Source organism: Jatrophihabitans sp., from assembly GCF_036389215.1.
Taxonomy (GTDB): Bacteria; Actinomycetota; Actinomycetes; order Mycobacteriales; family Jatrophihabitantaceae; genus Jatrophihabitans_A.
Genome location: NZ_DASVQG010000337.1, coordinates 1 through 16,395 on the forward strand (window position 1 = coordinate 1; position 16,395 = coordinate 16,395).

At 68.2% G+C, this 16,395-nt stretch carries 17 protein-coding genes; 6 read left to right on the forward strand and 11 right to left on the reverse strand.

The genetic code is table 11. The annotated features are described in order from the left end of the window. The 9 genes from VF542_RS19035 to VF542_RS19075 form a co-directional block, all read right to left on the reverse strand. Positions 1-196: contact-dependent growth inhibition system immunity protein (locus VF542_RS19035; protein WP_408653274.1), on the reverse strand; the 196-nt coding region annotated here is incomplete at its 3' end. 122 nt (positions 197-318) lie between these two features. Then, positions 319-558, reverse strand: coding sequence for an RNase A-like domain-containing protein (locus tag VF542_RS19040; RefSeq protein WP_408653275.1), 240 nt, complete (start codon positions 556-558; stop codon positions 319-321). Then, a complete protein-coding gene (locus VF542_RS19045) occupies positions 558-1,442 on the reverse strand; it encodes a hypothetical protein (protein ID WP_408653276.1) in 885 nt (294 codons plus the stop codon). The genes VF542_RS19040 and VF542_RS19045 overlap by 1 nt, the downstream gene beginning before the upstream one ends. A 199-nt stretch (positions 1,443-1,641) precedes the next feature. Further along, positions 1,642-2,862, reverse strand: a complete 1,221-nt coding sequence (locus VF542_RS19050; protein WP_408653277.1) for a saccharopine dehydrogenase family protein — start codon at positions 2,860-2,862, stop codon at positions 1,642-1,644. Continuing rightward, the gene (speB, locus tag VF542_RS19055) at positions 2,859-3,881 is read right to left on the reverse strand and encodes an agmatinase (RefSeq protein WP_408653278.1); all 1,023 of its coding nucleotides are present in this window, start codon (positions 3,879-3,881) and stop codon (positions 2,859-2,861) included. Before speB ends, VF542_RS19050 begins: the two co-directional genes overlap by 4 nt. 23 nt (positions 3,882-3,904) lie before the next feature. After that, positions 3,905-4,762, reverse strand: a complete 858-nt coding sequence (locus tag VF542_RS19060) for an ABC transporter permease (RefSeq protein WP_408653279.1) — start codon at positions 4,760-4,762, stop codon at positions 3,905-3,907. Then, positions 4,762-5,709: an ABC transporter permease gene (locus VF542_RS19065; RefSeq protein ID WP_408653280.1), complete on the reverse strand. Its 948-nt coding sequence runs from the start codon at positions 5,707-5,709 to the stop codon at positions 4,762-4,764. The genes VF542_RS19060 and VF542_RS19065 overlap by 1 nt, the downstream gene beginning before the upstream one ends. Then, complete coding sequence (locus tag VF542_RS19070; protein WP_408653281.1) at positions 5,706-6,911, reverse strand: ABC transporter ATP-binding protein; 1,206 nt, start codon at positions 6,909-6,911, stop codon at positions 5,706-5,708. The genes VF542_RS19065 and VF542_RS19070 overlap by 4 nt, the downstream gene beginning before the upstream one ends. A gap of 35 nt (positions 6,912-6,946) precedes the next feature. After that, entirely contained in the window at positions 6,947-8,167 is a 1,221-nt protein-coding gene (locus tag VF542_RS19075) for a polyamine ABC transporter substrate-binding protein (RefSeq protein ID WP_408653282.1), read from the reverse strand. Between the two features lie 353 nt (positions 8,168-8,520). On the opposite strand from VF542_RS19075, the gene VF542_RS19080 reads away from it, so the two are divergent. Both VF542_RS19080 and VF542_RS19085 read left to right on the forward strand, forming a co-directional pair. Further along, the gene (locus VF542_RS19080) at positions 8,521-8,997 is read left to right on the forward strand and encodes an Lrp/AsnC family transcriptional regulator (protein ID WP_408653283.1); all 477 of its coding nucleotides are present in this window, start codon (positions 8,521-8,523) and stop codon (positions 8,995-8,997) included. Continuing rightward, positions 8,994-10,400, forward strand: coding sequence for an aspartate aminotransferase family protein (locus VF542_RS19085; RefSeq protein WP_408653284.1), 1,407 nt, complete (start codon positions 8,994-8,996; stop codon positions 10,398-10,400). Before VF542_RS19080 ends, VF542_RS19085 begins: the two co-directional genes overlap by 4 nt. Positions 10,401-10,473: 73 nt before the next feature. Here VF542_RS19085 and VF542_RS19090 read toward each other — a convergent pair whose 3' ends face one another. Together VF542_RS19090 and VF542_RS19095 are read right to left on the reverse strand one after the other, a co-directional pair. After that, positions 10,474-11,340 (reverse strand): trypsin-like serine peptidase, encoded by an 867-nt coding sequence (locus tag VF542_RS19090; RefSeq protein WP_408653285.1) that lies wholly within the window; start codon positions 11,338-11,340, stop codon positions 10,474-10,476. 368 nt (positions 11,341-11,708) lie between these two features. After that, a complete protein-coding gene (locus tag VF542_RS19095; RefSeq protein WP_408653286.1) occupies positions 11,709-12,278 on the reverse strand; it encodes an Lrp/AsnC family transcriptional regulator in 570 nt (189 codons plus the stop codon). A 149-nt stretch (positions 12,279-12,427) separates the two neighbouring features. On the opposite strand from VF542_RS19095, the gene ald reads away from it, so the two are divergent. From ald to VF542_RS19115, 4 genes are all read left to right on the forward strand, one after another. Continuing rightward, the gene (gene ald, locus VF542_RS19100) at positions 12,428-13,543 is read left to right on the forward strand and encodes an alanine dehydrogenase (protein WP_408653287.1); all 1,116 of its coding nucleotides are present in this window, start codon (positions 12,428-12,430) and stop codon (positions 13,541-13,543) included. Between the two features lie 59 nt (positions 13,544-13,602). Continuing rightward, positions 13,603-14,937, forward strand: a complete 1,335-nt coding sequence (locus VF542_RS19105; protein ID WP_408653290.1) for an NAD(P)/FAD-dependent oxidoreductase — start codon at positions 13,603-13,605, stop codon at positions 14,935-14,937. A gap of 8 nt (positions 14,938-14,945) precedes the next feature. After that, positions 14,946-15,641 carry a pyridoxamine 5'-phosphate oxidase family protein gene (locus VF542_RS19110; RefSeq protein WP_408653288.1) on the forward strand — a complete coding sequence of 232 codons (696 nt, stop codon included), beginning with the start codon at positions 14,946-14,948 and terminating at the stop codon, positions 15,639-15,641. Positions 15,642-15,837: 196 nt separating this feature from the next. Continuing rightward, positions 15,838-16,182, forward strand: a complete 345-nt coding sequence (locus VF542_RS19115; RefSeq protein WP_408653289.1) for a hypothetical protein — start codon at positions 15,838-15,840, stop codon at positions 16,180-16,182. Positions 16,183-16,395: the final 213 nt, after the last annotated feature.

A 16,395-nucleotide genomic window follows, 5' to 3' on the forward strand; every position in this document is an offset into this window, starting at 1 on the left:
CTAGGCGTTGTTCCAAGACGGCGTCGGAGCCGCACTCGCCGAGCAGTTGAGCTATCTCGCCCGGCACGGCGGGAGCATAACTTGGCTGGTGCTCAACGAAAGCATCGATAGCATGTAAAAAATCGGCATAGTCATCAGCCCAATCCTCGTGGAGGTAACCCCCAAGCAATTGTTCTAGGGCTGGGTACTGCTTCATCGGGTCACCATCGCAGTATGGATCCGGAAACCGATTCCTGTGATCGGGCTTCGTCTGAGCACCAAGCGTATTCCAGTGGCTTCAACTGGGCGAGGCGCGGATCTAGTAAAGACGATGCCGCTTTAACGAGCTGCGCGTCCTTGGATGATCAGCTCAAAACCACCTCCTCGCAGCCATCGCGCGATCTCCGACCTATTCGCGTCGATAATTTCAGACAGGGCACTCTCGGCCGACTGTCGATCATAGAACGTGGATGCCGCCTTGATGCCTGGTTCGGTGGCAAGTCGGTTTCGAAGGAACTCTTCGGTCTTGCTGACGTGCTTGGCCAGGGTGTGGCCGCCGTCGAGTCCTTCGTGGGCCATCAGCCCGCCGCCGGGACGAGGTGGGTGACGTTGTCGGCGGCTCCAAGCCCGCGCACTGCGCTGCCGCCGAGCGGGATGGCCGCGGCCAACTCCAGGCCGAGGGCGGCATTGCTGACGTGCTCACCGTGGGCTCGGCGGGTGGCATCCACGGCCACTTGGGCGGCCGCGAGCACAGTCGCCACGGCGAGGCAGGCGGTTCCAGCCGGCGGGCAGATAAATAACAGGCCTAGGCCAAGGACAGTCAGCGCGGTGTTGAGGGAACTGAGGCAGTCCGAGATGTTGTGCAGCGACGGGTGCAGCACCGCTCTCTCGAACGGGCTGAGATAGGTGGTGGCTGTTGTGGCCAGACGGTGCTCGATCGCCCGGAGGCCGTGCAGGTCCCGGGTCGGGTCGGCCCGGTCGGCCTGTGACAGTGCCCGGATGCAGCGGTCCAGGGCGTCGGCCCACCGGTCATAGCCGGCCTTGAAGTCCCGGGCAGTGGCCAGTAGGTCCGCCGACGCCTCCGGGGCCTGGGTCGGCTGGTCGCAGGCCTGCCGCAACCGCTCGCGGACGGCCCGCAACCGAGGTGAGGCCTCCTCCAGAACGCCGGCGTAACCGTCCAGCGCAGCGGCGTAGTGCTCATACCGGTCCGCGGTGGCCGACATCGCTGGCGCGTGCGTGCGTAGCTGCTCCACGAACGCCAGGTGCGCTGCGCCGGCCCACAACGGGCCCTCAGCGCTGGACAGCAACACAGCGGCCACCCGGCGCAACTCCGCCGCCCAACCAACAGACCGGCGCGCGACCGACCGCAGCTCGACCGGGTCACCGGCTGGCAGCCGCTGGGCCAGGCACACCCGCGCCGCCAGCACCCCGTCGCCGGGTAGCTCGAACCGGCTAACCCCCATCGCCGCCGAGCCAACCCGAAACCGTCCGCATGCCGCAGCACGCTAGGCAATCCGACCCCACCCATGCGGTGAGTTATCCACAACCCCCGACCGCCGCGGCTCCCTACAACCCCGATCAGTGGCCGAAGAGCAGCGCGCTAATCGCTGACCGGCGCCCGCCACGCGACCAACGATTAGGCAGCTCCCAACGCGGGAACCGTCAGCGCTCGCTGATCCCCCACGGCGATCCGTAGTCCCCGGCCAGCAGGTCCAGGAACGGCGCCGCGTCGAACGCCTCCGGGCCCAGCACCCCGGCCCCGCTCCACACCCCGCCGGCGATCAGTTCCAGCGCCACCACCGGGTTGACCGCCGTCTGCCAGAGCACCGCCTGGCAGCCGTACTCGGCCATCGACCACTCGTTGTCCACCACGTGGTAGAGGTAGCTCGACCGGGGCCGGCCATCCAGGCCCAGGCCGCGAACCCACACCCCCGCACAGGTCTTGCCCCGCATCCGGTCCCCCAGCTGGGCGGGATCGGGCAGCGCCGCCGCCACCACGTCCCGCGGGCTGACCCGGACGCCACCCACCTGCAGCGGAACCGTTGAATCCAGACCCAGCTGGTGCAGCGTCCGCAGCACCCCGATGAACTCCGCGCCGAGCCCGTACTTGAAGTCGACTCGGCCGGCCTTGAGCCAGCGCGGCATCAGCAGCACCTCTTCGTGCTCGACGTTGACGCACTCGACGGGGCCGATCCCGTCCGGGAAGTCGAAGATCTCCGGTTCGCTGAACGGCTCGGTGGTGTACCAGCCCCGGCCGGCCTCCCAGATCACCGGCGGGTTCAGGCACTCCTCGATGGTGGTCCAGATCGAGAAGGTCGGCGCGAACATCGGCCGGCCGTGGTCGTCGAGCACCTCCAGGTTCGCGCCGTCGCGCACCCCCAGCTGGTCGATCTCGGAGAACAGGTGGTCGCTGGCGTAGCGGGCCAGCACGTCGGACAACCCCGGTTCGACGCCGATACCGACCAGGGCCAGCTTGCCGGCCCGCTCCCAGTCCGCGGCCAGCGCGAACTGCTCGTCGCCGAGCTTCACGCCGGTCCGGGAGAACGGGTCCCGCGGGTGCGGACGCGACAGCGACATCGCCATGTCCAGGTAGTGCACGCCGGCTGCCAGCGCCGCCCGGAAGATCGGCATGGTGAACCGCGGGTCCGTCGCGCCGAGCACCGCGTCGATCCGCTGTTCGGTGAGCAGCCGGCTGATCGCGGCGGAGTCCGAGGCATCGAGACGGATCGCTGCCATCCGCGGGTCAGCAGCGGCGCCCGCCGCCCGCTGGGCCCGTCCGAGGTCGTAGTCGGCCAGCAGCACGTGTTCGAGGAACGGTCGCCGGGCAGCGATCTTGGCCACCGCGGAGCCGACGCCACCGGCTCCCAGGATCAGCAGCCTCACGGCGCCGGCCGGCCGGCCAGCAACGGAAGCGAGGGGTCCCAGCTGGTGCCTTCGGCAGCATCCTTGCGCCGCCGGGCGATGGCCGACAACGACTCCAGCACCACCCGGTTCGCCAGGAACGAGGTGATGTCGGCATGGTCGTAGGGCGGTGACACCTCGACCAGGTCGATGCCGACGACCGGTAGCTCGTAACAGATCCGGCGGACGGCATCCAGCAGCTGCCGGGCGGTCAGGCCACCGGGCTCCGGGGTGCCGGTCCCGGGCGCGTGGCCGGGGTCGCAGACGTCGATGTCGACCGACAGGAAGACCCCGTCGCAGCCGTCCATGGCGATCGCGAACGACTCGGTCAGGCAGGCCTCCAGGCCCCGGGCGGTGATCTCGGTCATCTCGTAGGACCGCATGCCCTGACCGGCCATCCAGTCCAGGGTCTCCGGCGGCGGCCAGTAACCGCGCAGCCCGATCTGCAGGAACCGGTCACCGCGCACCGCGCCGGACTCGATCAGCCGCCGCATCGGCTGGCCGTGCCCGATCAGCGAGCCGAACTCGATGTCGCCGGTGTCGGCGTGCGCGTCGAAATGGATCATCGACACCTTGCCCTGGCCCAGGTGCTGAGCAACGCCCGCGGCGTCGGGCCAGGCGATGGTGTGATCGCCGCCCAGGATCAGCGGGATCGCTCCGGTCGCCGCCACCGCATGCACCGCCACCTGCAGGTCCCGCACCGAGCGCTCGGCGTCGCCGGAGAACAGCTCGACGTCGCCGGCGTCATAGACCACCAGATCACGCAGCCCGTCCACCCGCAGCGCCAGCGACGGTCGGCTGCCGTCGTGGGCCAGGTAGCAGCTCTGCCGGATGAACTGCGGGCCGAACCGGGTGCCCGAGCGGTGTGAGGTGCCGCCGTCGAACGGCGCCCCCAGGATCACCACGTCGGCGTCGGCGTAGCTGGCCGGGTCCGTCCAGTCGCACCGGGCCACGCCGAGAAAGGTGATGTCAGGACCGAACTGTGCGCCGTAGCGCGCCATGCTTCCTCCAGGAGTCGTCGGGTTCAGCGGGCGCGGCGCCGGCCGGCCAGCTGCCCCAGCGCCACGGCAAGCACCGCCAGCACGAACATCGCCGTTCCGATGACGTTGATCTGCACCGGCGTTCCGCGAGCCGCGGCGCCCCAGACGTACATCGGAAAGGTGATCGAGGCGTTGGAGGCGTTGAAGTTGGTGATGATGTAGTCGTCGAAGGACAGCGAGAAGGCCAGCAGTGCCCCGGCGGCGATGCCCGGGGCCACCAGCGGCAGGGTGATCCGGCGGAAGGTCTGCCACTCGTTGGCGTAGAGGTCGGCGGCTGCCTGTTCCAGCCGCGGATCGAGCCCGGCGATCCGGGCCTTGACGGTGACCACCACGTAGCTGAGGCAGAACATGATGTGCGCGATCAGGATCGTCGCCCTGCCCAGCGGAATGCCGACGCTGACGAACAGCGTCAGCAGCGACGAGCCCATCACCACCTCGGGAGTGGCCATCGGGAGGAAGATCAACAGGTTGGACCCGGTACGGCCGCGGAAACGGTACCTGGCCAGCGCGAAGGCGAGCATCGTCCCGAACAGTGTCGCGACCAGGGTGGCGACCACCCCGATCTTGAGCGACAGGCTCAGCGACTCGCACATCCCCGGCGCCGCGCACGGATGCAGCCAGGCGTCGAGGGAGAACCGCTGCCAGGTGTAGTTGAAGCGGCCGTTGGGCTTGTTGAACGAGAACAGCACCACCACCAGGTTCGGCAGCAGCAGGTAGATCAGCGCCAGTACCGCCACCACCCAGACGACGTTCTCGCGCAGCACCGTCCACGGTGACCGGCGGTGGCGGGCGGGGACCGGTGCGGCGGCGCCGCGCACACCCTGGGGCATGGTGGCGACCATCAGACCAGCTCCTCGGTTCCGGACTTGCGCACGTAGACCGAGACCAGCACCAGGATCGTCACCATCAGCACGAACGACAGCGCGGCAGCCGTCGGGTAATCGTTGATCCGCAGGAAGTAGCCCTCGATCACCTGGCCGATCATCGCGGTGTTCGGATTGCCCAGCAGCCGCGAGTTGATGTAGTCCCCGGCCGCCGGGATGAAGGTCAGCAGGGTGCCCGCGACGACACCCGGCATCGACATCGGCAGGGTCACCCGGCGGAAGGCGGTGAGCGGCGCGGCATACAGGTCACCGGCGGCCTCCAGCAGGCGCGGGTCCAGCCGGTCGAGGCTGGCGAACAGCGGCAGGACCATGAACGGCAGGGAGTGGTAGGTCAGGCCGGTCACCACGGCCAGCGGCGAACTCAGCAGCTGGCTGCCGTTCGTCCAGCCCAGTGCGCTGGTCAGCTGGATCAGGTGGGTGCCGCGGAAGAATTTCATCACCAGGCCGTCGGAGTTCAGGATGGTCTGCCAGGCCAGTGTCCGGAGCAGGAAGCTGGTGAAGAACGGCGCGACCACCATCACCAGCAGCACCGGCTTCCAGCGGCCGGACTTCAGCGCGATCGCGTAGGCCAGCGGGTAGCCGATCAGCAGCGCCAGCACGGTGGCCAGGAACGCGTAGACGAAGGAGCGCAGGAACTGCCGGAAGAACTGCGCCATCGCGTCGCTGTAGGTCCCGACGTGGAAGGTCAGCTGGTAGCCGGTCTCCAGGGTGCCGGTCTGCAACGACTGGGACAGCAGGAAGATCATCGGGATGACGAAGAACACCCCGAGCCACAGCAATCCCGGCAGCAGCAGGAAGTAGGGCATGCCGGCCACCCGGCGGCGTGGGCGGCGGGCACCTGACCGGGCGCCGCCGGGCTCGGCGGTGAGGGCCCCCACGCCGGTGGACTGGGCGCCGCTGGTCATCCGGTTGCCTCGGCGTCCAGCTCGATGCCGGCCTCGCTGTCCTGGCCGGCGTCCAGCGCGAAGGTGTGCTCGGCCGCGAAGGTCAGGCTGACCCGGTCGCCGGGCCGGTGGATGCCCGCGCTGCTCCGGTTCTGCTCGAACACCATCAGCTCCTGACCCCAGGGGGTGCGTACCAGGTACTGGGTGCTGACCCCCATGAAGCTGGCGTCGGTGACGACGGCGCCGGCAATGCGGTTCAGGCCCATGGACGGTTCAGCCGGCGCGGCAGCTCCACCATGTACGGCGTCGCCGCCCCCGGCCCCGCCGTGCGCGGCCTCACCATGTACAGAGATCTTCTCCGGCCGGACGCCGACCCACACCTCGTCGACCCCGCCGGGCAGCCGGCTCGCCGGCACCAGCACCGCTCCGCTGGGCAGCGCCACCGTCGCCGAGTCCGCCTGCCGGTGCCGGACCGTGGCCCGGATCAGGTTCGACTGACCCAGGAAGTTCGCCGCGAACGTGCTGGTCGGGTTCTCATACAGCTCGGCCGGCGCGCCCAGTTGCTCGATCCGGCCGGCGTTCATCACGGCGATGGTGTCAGCCATCGTCATGGCCTCCTCCTGGTCGTGCGTGACGTGCACGAAGGTCAGCCCGACCTCGGTCTGGATGCGTTTGAGTTCCACCTGCATCTGCCGGCGCAGTTTCAGGTCCAGGGCGCCCAGCGGCTCGTCGAGCAGCAGCACCGCCGGCTTGTTGACGATGGCGCGGGCCAGCGCGACCCGCTGCTGCTGCCCGCCGGACAACTGCCCGGGCTTGCGAGTGGCCAGCGCCTGCAGCTCGGTCAGCTCCAGGACGTCGGCGACCTGCTTGTCCACCTGCTCCGAGCGGCGCCGCTTCAGGCCGAACGCGACGTTCTCCCAGACGCTCAGGTGCGGGAACAGCGCGTAACTCTGGAACACGGTGTTCACCGGGCGCCGGTAGGGCTTGTCATAGGTGATGTCGCGGCTGCCGATCCGGATCTCGCCGAGGGTCGGCTGCTCCAGCCCGGCGACCATCCGCAGGGTGGTGGTCTTGCCGCAGCCGGACGGTCCCAGCAGCGCGAAGAACGAGCCCTGCGGGATGTTCAGGTCCACGCCGTCCACGGCGGTGAACGGACCGAAGCGCTTGGTCAGCGAGGACAGGACCAGATCACCGGAGACGTCGGTCGAAGCCGGCCCTGCCATCGCCGGGACGCTCCTCACCTCGTGCCGCAAACTGCTCAGCCGCCGGTGGTCAGGGCCTGGAACGCCTTGTTGTACTTGGTCTCCTCGGCCTCGGTCAGGCCACGGAAGACGTGCGCCCGGCCCAGCACCTCCTCGGACGGGAAGATCAGCGGGTTCTTCGCCACGTCCGGGTCGTCGGCCACCAGGATCTGCTCTGCGCCCTTGACCACCGAGATGTAGTTGACGTAGTCCACGACCTGCGCCATCACCTTCGGGTCGTAGTAGTAGTTGAACAGGATCTCGGCGTTCTTCTTGTGCTTGGCCCTGTTCGGGATCACGAAGTTGTCCGACCAGATCATGTGGCCGGTCGAGGGCAGCGTGTAGCCGAGGGCCGGGTTGTCAGCCTGCAACTGCACGACGTCACCGGTCCAGGCCAGGCACGCGGCGATGTCGCCGGAGGCCAGGCCCTTGCCGTACTCGTTGCCGGTGAAGCCCTTGAGCTGGCCGCTGTTCTTGACCTCGGTCAACTGCTTGATCGCCGCGTCGAAGTCGGCGTCGGTGAACTTCGCCGGGTCCTTGCCCATCGCCAGCAGGGTCATGCCGACGGTGTCGCGCATCTCGGTGAGCAGGGTGACCTTGCCCTTGAGCGCCTTGTCGGTGAACAGCTGATCGAGGGTCTCGATCTTCTTGCCGCCGGTGGCCTTGGGGTTGTAGCCGATGCCGGTGAAGCCGGACTGCCAGGGCAGCGAGAACTGCCGTCCGGGATCGAACTCCACGTTGGCAAGGGTGTCCTGCACGTTCTTGGCGTTGGGGATGTTGGCCTTGTCCAGCTTCTGCACCCAGTTCAGCCGGATCAGCTTGGCGACCATCCAGTCGGTGGAGCACCAGACGTCACGGCCGGTGTCGGCACCGGCCCGCAGCTGCGGCTGGACCTTGGCGAAGAACTCGTCGTTGTCGTTGTAGTCCTCGGTGTAGGTGACCTTGATGCCGGTCTGCTTGGTGAAGGCGGCCAGCGTCGGGTGGGTCTTGGTCTTGTCGTCGACGTCGATGTACTCCGGCCAGTTGGACCAGCTGAGCACCTTCTCGGTGTCCGAGCGGTCCTGCGCCGCCTGCGAGGACGGGTTGGCCTTGGTCGCGGTGCCCTTGGTGCCGCAGGCGGCCAGCAGGCTGGCCAGCCCCGTCGCCCCGATGCCGGCGAGCATGCCACGGCGGCTGAGCAGGCCCCGGGCCAGGGCCGGGTCGAAGCCGCGATCCTGCTCGGAAGGGCGGTCGGTCATGGTGTCTCCCTCGTCGGATCTGCGTGACGCGACGCTGGCGTCACGGGCCTAGGCCATGCTAGCCACGGATGGTGGCATCTTCGGCTCGGTGCTGCCAAGCAATTCCGTCACGATCCGGCCGCTCCGCAACGAAATCCATAGACCATTCCGTCACGGTGGCCCAATCCCGGCGCGATGGGTCCTGGCGATGGGGTCCTGGCGGTGGGTCATGCCGATGGCACCCGGCACCGCGGTGCGCAGTAGCGCCCTTCGACCAGCGGTTTTCTCGCGAAACAGATGATATAGCTGCTGTAGGCCGGTAAACGCTTCGGATTCGCTTGCCAAAAGACTCTAGGTACGGCACTATTCGTTCCATGTCAGTGTCACGGCGTCGGTCCGGACGCCAGCAACTGGACGACACCTCGAAGGCAATCGTCGCGCAGTTGCAGCAGGACGGGCGCCGGCCTTACGCCAGCATCGGGAAGGCGGTGGGGCTGTCGGAGGCGGCCGTCCGGCAGCGGGTCCAGAAGCTCGTCGAGTCCGGGACCGTGCAGATCGTGGCGGTGGCCGACCCGCAGCAGATCGGGTTCGCCCGGCAGATGATGATCGGCATCAACATCGAGGGCGACCTGGAAAGCGCCGCCACCGCCCTGGCCGAGATACCCGAACTCGTGTACGTGGTGCTGACCGCGGGATCATTCGACATTCTCGCCGAGGCGGTGGTGATCGACGATGACCATCTGTTGGAGCTGGTCAACGAACGGATCCGCAAGCTTGCCGGGGTCCGCCGCACCGAAACGTTCATGTACCTGAAACTCAAGAAGCAAACCTACAACTGGGGTATCGCATGACAGCCAGCAGCTTTGAACCGGACACCCGCTACGACAGCGAGCAGGCCGAGCGGCTCTCCGCCGCGGCCCGTGACCACCTCTGGATGCATTTCACCCGGCTCTCCTCCTACCAGGACTCGCCGGTGCCGATCATCGAGCGCGGCGAGGGCGCCTACATCTACGACATCCAGGGCCGCCGCTACCTGGACGGGCTGTCCGGCCTGTTCACGGTGCAGGTCGGGCACGGCCGGCGCGAACTGGCCGAGGCCGCGAGCCGGCAGGCCAGCCAGCTGGCGTACTTCCCGATCTGGTCCTATGCCCACCCCAAGGCCATCCAGCTTGCCGAGCGGCTGGCCGCCGGCGCGCCGGGCGACCTCAACCGGGTCTTCTTCACCACCGGCGGCGGCGAGGCCGTCGAGACGGCCTGGAAGCTGGCCAAGCAGTACTTCAAGCTCACCGGAAAGCCCGAGAAGCACAAGGTGATCTCGCGTTACGTCGCCTACCACGGCACCCCGCAGGGCGCCCTGTCGATCACCGGCATCCCGAGCGCCAAGACGATGTTCGAACCGCTGGTGCCGGGTGCGCACAAGGTGCCCAACACCAACTTCTACCGGGCGCCCGTCTACGGCGATGACCTGAAGATGTTCGGCCGGTGGGCCGCCGACCAGATCGAGGCGGCGATCGTCATGGAGGGGCCGGAATCGGTCGCGGCGGTGTTCCTGGAGCCGGTGCAGAACTCCGGCGGCTGCTTCCCGCCGCCACCGGGATACTTCCAGCGGGTCCGCGAGATCTGCGACGCCTACGACGTGCTGCTCGTCTCGGACGAGACCATCTGCGCCTTCGGCCGGCTGGGCCCGATGTTCGCCTGCGAGAAGTTCGACTACGTCCCGGACATGATCATCTGTGCCAAGGGGATGACCTCGGGCTACTCCCCGATCGGTGCCTGCATCGTCTCCGAGCGGCTGGTCGAACCGTTCCTGCAGGGCACCACCTACTTCCCGCACGGCTACACCTTCGGCGGCCACCCGGTGTCCTCGGCGGTCGCGCTGGCCAACCTCGACATCTTCGAGGCGGAGGGCCTGAACCAGCGTGTGCTGGACAACGAGAACGCCTTCCGGACGACGCTGGAGAAGCTGCTGGACCTGCCGATCGTCGGCGACGTCCGCGGTGACGGGTACTTTTACGGCATCGAGCTGGTCAAGGACAAGGCCACCAAGGAGACCTTCAACGACGACGAGGCCGAGCGCCTGCTGCGCGGGTTCCTGTCCAAGGCGCTCTTCGAGGCCGGCTTGTACTGCCGGGCCGACGATCGGGGTGACCCCGTCATCCAGCTGGCGCCGCCGCTGATCTGCGGCCAGCCCGAGTTCGACGAGATGGAGCAGATCCTGCGTGCGGTGCTCACCGAAGGCATGAAGCACATCTAATTCATCCGACCGCTCACGACAGACGGAACGGCAGGCAGCCGAGGGCCGCCTGCCGTTTCGGTCAGCTCAGTTGTCACGAAGTTGTTGGAGGAGCGTCACAGTATGGGGAAACAGAGATCGGTTGCGGCTGGGCCGGAGGGTTGGGCGGAGTACCCGCACTCGTGTCGTTCATCCAGGTGGTGAGATCGGCGGACACGGTAGACGTGATACGGGTGCCGTGGTTGTAGGTGTAGTGGTTGTAGGCGGTGCCGTGGGTATGCGTGCTGTGGATGGCCGTCACGTTCCATTCGGAATTTTTCCACACCATCACCGGAGCGCCGCTCATTCGAACGCAGGTGTCGTTGGAGTAGAAGACCTGATAGGCATCGAAGGCGCGGACCTGGTCATCGCTGCACCATTGGGTGTCGGTCGCCTTGTTCTTCGGGTAGCCGCAGATCCTGGTGAAGTCTGTAACAGTGGGCGGCAGCCCGTACTTCAGCGCGGGCTGTAGTGCGGGCGAGCAGTCGAGCTTGAACGCGCCGTAGTCGAAGGCTTCATTCCCGTAAACGTACCTGCTCTGGCCCGCGGTCCAGTTGGCCGGCACGAAGGACTTCACAACCCCGCATGACTGCGCGTTCGTGGTCGAGCCGTTGACACCGGGCCAGACCCTGATGCCCCTGGTGTCGAAATAGCCGTTGATGACCGCGGTCTTGTCGTACACACAGTGCCCTGCGGTCGCGACCATGTTCGGCGCGTAGAGCCAGCCGGTGCACCGACCCAGCGCCGTCTTCCCGGTGTAGTCGTCATAGCCAGGGATGGTGATCTCCACGATGGTGTTGTACGGGGGTGACGTCGGGCTGATCTGGTACAGGGGGTGACCGAGCCCGTCGGTGCCGTCGGCCGGAGCGACGAACACCAACGTCATGAGCACGGCGAACAGCCCGCCGATCAGGGCCAACACGGACCGCCGTTTGCTTGAGAAATGAGGAAGTCTCACAACGCTTGCCTCTCATTCGGTGGCGATGACCGTCGCCCTGCGACGATCTAGCCACTTCTATGACTATTCACATGACTTCCCCACCATAAGCACAACGATCGCAGATATGCACGCCTGAAGTCCTTAGCGGCAGCGCTGGTTCTGCCAAGACGTTGCCGAATCCCCTGGTATTGCGGGCAATTCTCAACCCGCGCGCTCGCATATTTGCCAGGCAGGCGTTTAACCTTGTTTTGACTCTACAAACAGCGTTTAACCTTGTCTTGACTGTACAAACGGGCTGGGCTTGTCAGCCCGCGACCGCCAGCGGTCCACGCTTGGTCGACATTCGCACGCTAGTAGCCGGCGCCGGAGCGGATGTGCTCGAAGATCAAGTTCGTCTCGGTGAGGGCGACGTCGGGGTTGCCGCTGAGGTTGACTACCACGAAGTCGCGCAGGTTCTCGGTGTCGCGGGCGGCGACGTGCAGCAGGAAGTCATCGGCGCCGGCCAGGAAGAACACGTTCAGCACCTCCGGCAGCTGCGACACGCTCGCGGCGAACTCCGCGATATGGCTGCGGGCGTGCGACTGCATCCGGACGGCGATCATGGCCTGGATGGCCCTGCCCACCGAGGCCGGGTCGATGTCGGCGTGGAAGCCCCGGATCACGCCCCGCTCGCGCAGTGCCCGCACCCGGCCCAGGCAGGTCGACGGCGCCACCCCGACTAGCTCGGCGAGGGCGTTGTTGGGTATCCGGGCGTCAGTGGTGAGCGCCCGCAGGATGGCCCGGTCGATCTGGTCCAGCCCGGCCGAGGCATGGGCCTCCGCATCGAGGGCGCCCGAGCGCCTCGCGGGCCGTCCCGGTAGCTGCACGCTGTTCGACGGAACCGGTGGTTGACCCGGCCGTTCCGAACTTGCAGAGGTCATATAGGCACTCTGACAGAATTACGTTCAGTTCACTAGTATTCGGCTAGACGATCCTTCATTGTGAATGGTTAGCGGCACACTGCGCAACCGCCTCCGTACCCGGCGGCCCACTGGCCCGCCCCGTCAACGTCGATGGAAGAGGGAACCTCATGAAGGTCGGCATCCCCCGCGAGGTGAAGAACCACGAGTACCGGGTGGCGATCACCCCCTCGGGAGTCAATGAGCTGGTCCGCAACGGCCACCAGGTCTACGTCGAGGCCGAGGCAGGCATCGGGTCCTCGATCCCGGACCGGGACTACCTGGCCGCCGGCGCCGAGATCCTGGCCGGCGCCGACGACGTCTGGGCCGAGGGTGACCTGATCCTGAAGGTCAAGGAGCCGATCGCCGAGGAATACGGCCGGATGCGCTCGGACCAGGTGCTGTTCACCTACCTGCACCTGGCAGCGGGCCGCGACTGCACCGACGCGCTGCTCAAGGCCGGTACCACCTCGATCGCCTACGAGACCGTTCAGCTGCCCGACGGCTCGCTGCCGCTGCTGGCCCCGATGTCGGAGGTGGCGGGCCGGCTTGCGCCGCAGGTCGGCTCGTACCACCTGATGCGCCACGGCGGCGGGCGCGGCGTGCTGATGGGCGGCGTCCCCGGGACCTACGCGGCGAAGGTCGTGGTGATCGGCGCCGGGGTGTCCGGCCAGAACGCGGCCACGATCGCGCTGGGCATGCAGTCCGAGGTGCTGTTGCTCGACCGCAACGTCGCCCGGTTGCGCCAGATGGACGCCATCTACCGGGGCCACTGCCAGACCATCGCCTCCAACGCCTACGAGGTGGAGCGGGCCGTGCTGGACGCCGACCTGGTGATCGGTGCGGTGCTGATCCCGGGTGCCAAGGCCCCGACGCTGATCAGCAACGAGCTGGTGTCGCGGATGAAGCCCGGTTCGGTGCTCGTCGACATCTCCATCGACCAGGGCGGCTGCTTCGAGGACTCCCGGCCGACCACCCACGCCGACCCGACGTACACCGTGCACGACTCGCTGTTCTACTGCGTGGCCAACATGCCCGGCGCGGTGCCGCACACCTCGACCTATGCCCTCACCAACGTCACGCTGCCCTACGCGGTGGAGCTGGCCAACCGGGGCTGGCAGGATGCCCTGCGGTCAGACCCCGCCCTGGCGCTCGGCCTCAGCACCCACGCCGGCGAGCTGACCAACGCCCAGGTCGGCGAGGCCCTGGGCTATGACAGCCGCGCCATCGCCGAGGTGCTCGCCTGAGCTCAGCCATTAACTATCGCACGCTGTCGTTCTGGCATGCCACAGCCGGCGACGAGTTGATCCCGCGCCCGTCGCTGGCCACCACCGGTCCCGGGGCGCGGGCAGTCGACGTCGCCATCGTGGGTGCCGGCTACACCGGGCTCTGGACGGCGTACTACCTCAAGCTCGCCGACCCGGCGCTGCGGATCGCCGTCGTCGAGGCCGAGGTCGCCGGCTTCGGCGCGTCCGGGCGCAACGGGGGCTGGTGCTCGGCGCTGTATCCGGTGTCGCTGGCCCGGCTGGCCCGCGAACACGGCCGCGACGCCGCAGTCCGGCAGTACCGCGCGATGCAGGACACCGTCGCCGAGGTCGGGCGGGTGATCCGGGCCGACGGGCTGGCCGCTGACTGGGCGGCCGGCGGGACCGTCACGCTGGCCCGCAGCCAGCCGCAGCTGCGCCGGGCTGTCGAGGAGGTCGAGCAGGCCAGGATGTTCGGCTTCGGGCCCGAGGACGTCGAGCTGCTCGATGCCGGTGCGACCTCCCGGCGGCTGGCGGGCAGTTCCGTACTCGGCGGGGTCTACACCCCGCACTGCGCGGCGATCCACCCCGCCAAGCTGGTCCGCTCGCTGGCGTCGCGGGTGGTGGAGCTCGGCGTGGCCCTGTACGAGCAGACCGCCGTGCTGAGCATCGAGCCAGGCCGGGTCCGTACCGCGCACGGCGACCTGCGCGCCGAGCTGATCGTCCGCGCGACTGAGGGCTTCAGCGCCCGGTTGCCCGGTTACCGGCGTAGCGTCGCGCCGGTGTACTCGCTCATGATCGCCACCGAGCCGTTGCCGCGGCGGATCTGGGACGAGCTGGGACTGTCGGCCCGGGAGACCTTCACCGACTTCCGGCACCTGATCATCTACGGCCAGCGCAGTGCCGATGACCGGTTGCTGTTCGGCGGCCGGGGCGCCCCGTACCACTTCGGCTCCCGGATCACGCCCGGCTATGACCGGGTACCGGCGGTGTTCCGGGCGCTGCGGGAGACGTTGGGGCAACTGCTGCCGGCCGCCGCCGACGCGCCGATCAGCCATTCGTGGGGCGGCCCGCTGGGCATCAGCCGGGACTGGCATCCCTCGGTCGGGCTGGACCGTTCGACCGGCCTCGCGTGGGCCGGCGGCTACGCCGGGGACGGGGTGGCGGCGACCAACCTCGCCGGCCGGACGCTGACCGATCTGGTGCTGGGCCGGCGCACCGACCTGACGACGCTGCCCTGGGTCGGGCACCGGTCGCCGGCCTGGGAGTTCGAGCCGTTGCGGTGGCTGGGCGCCAACGCCGGGCTGCGGGCGATGAGCTGGGCGGACCGGGCCGAGGACCGCTACGGCCGGCCGTCCCGGCTGGCCACCGTGGTGAACCGGGCGCTGGGCCGATGAGCGCCGGCGTGAGCGAACCGAACGACGCGCGTTCCGTCCGCGACCGTCAACCGGAGCGGGTGCGGCCGAGCCGGATGGCCGAGCGGGTCAGCGCCGACCGGGATGCGCTGCGCCGGCTGCTGGCCGACGTCCCGGTCGGGCACGTCGGCTTCGTCACCGAGGACGGCCAGCCGTTCGTGCTGCCGATCGCCATCGCCCGCGACGGCACGGATGTGCTGCTGCACGGCTCGACCGGCTCTCGGTGGCTGCGGCTGATCGCGACCGGCATTCCGGTGTCGCTGGCGGTCACGGCGCTGGACGGCCTGCTGGTGGCCCGGACCGCTTTCGAGTCCTCGATGCATTACCGCAGCGCGGTGCTGTTCGGCCGTTGCGCCGCCCTGGAGGGTGCGGAGAAGCTCGCCGCGCTGGACAAGCTCACCGATGCGCTGATCCCGGGCCGGGTCGCCGAGGTGCGCCGGCCCAGCGCGAAGGAGCTGGCCGCCACCCTGGTGCTGCGGATGACCGTCGAGGACTGGACGATCAAGATCTCCGACGGCCAGCCGGACGACCTGGCCGAGGACGTGGCAGGCCCGGCCTGGGCCGGCGTGCTACCGCTGGTCAGCCGGTACGCCGAGGCGCGGGAGGCCCCGGACCTGCGGCCCGGGATCGAGGTGCCGGACTCGGTGCGCCGGCTGCTGCGGGGAAGGTCCGAGCCGGCGAGCTAGCCGCCGGGCCGTCACGGCGACCACCTCATCCAGGACGCTAGGCGCACAGGCGCAGCGGATGCCGTGCCCGACGGCCTCTACTACACACATCACCAACGACGCCGAGGTCATTGACTGGCCTTTGAGGCGCTTGTACAGTCCGCCCATTCCTTGCGAAGGACTCGAAATACGCAAACTCTGGACCGCAGTCCTAGCCATGGTGTCGGCGCTCGCCTTCTTCATCGTCGGCAGTCCACCGGCCAACGCGTTCGGCAGCGAGGTGCTCGGCTGCTCGGTCAGTTTCTCGTGGACCGCCGGCTCGTGCACCAGCTATGCCGGGCTGAGCGCCGGCCAAACGCTCTACACCAACTTCGAGCCGCATAACTTGTCCGGTACCTACACCACGTCATGGGCCGTCACCGGCCCTGCCGGTGCCATCACCGCAACGTGCAGCACCACCAGCAACACAACTGCATCTCCGCCGGATGTACCGCAGGATCGCTGTCCTGCCAGGTCAGGACCAAGGTTGGTGCCGAGCCATACGCCATCACTGCCGCCTTGACACTCACCCAATCGGGGCAGACCCAAACCCTGTCAGCGGTTGCCAACATCAAGGGGGGCCTGAACGGTGGTGACCCGTGCCGGCTCTGCTGAGCAGTGGCTAGGCATCTGACGAGCGGCGGCCGGGCGGGTTCTCCCGTCCGGCCGCTTCGCGTGTGCGCCATGCCGCTCCGCTGTGCCTTGCGGCGGGCATGGCGTAGGCAGCAGCCGTCCG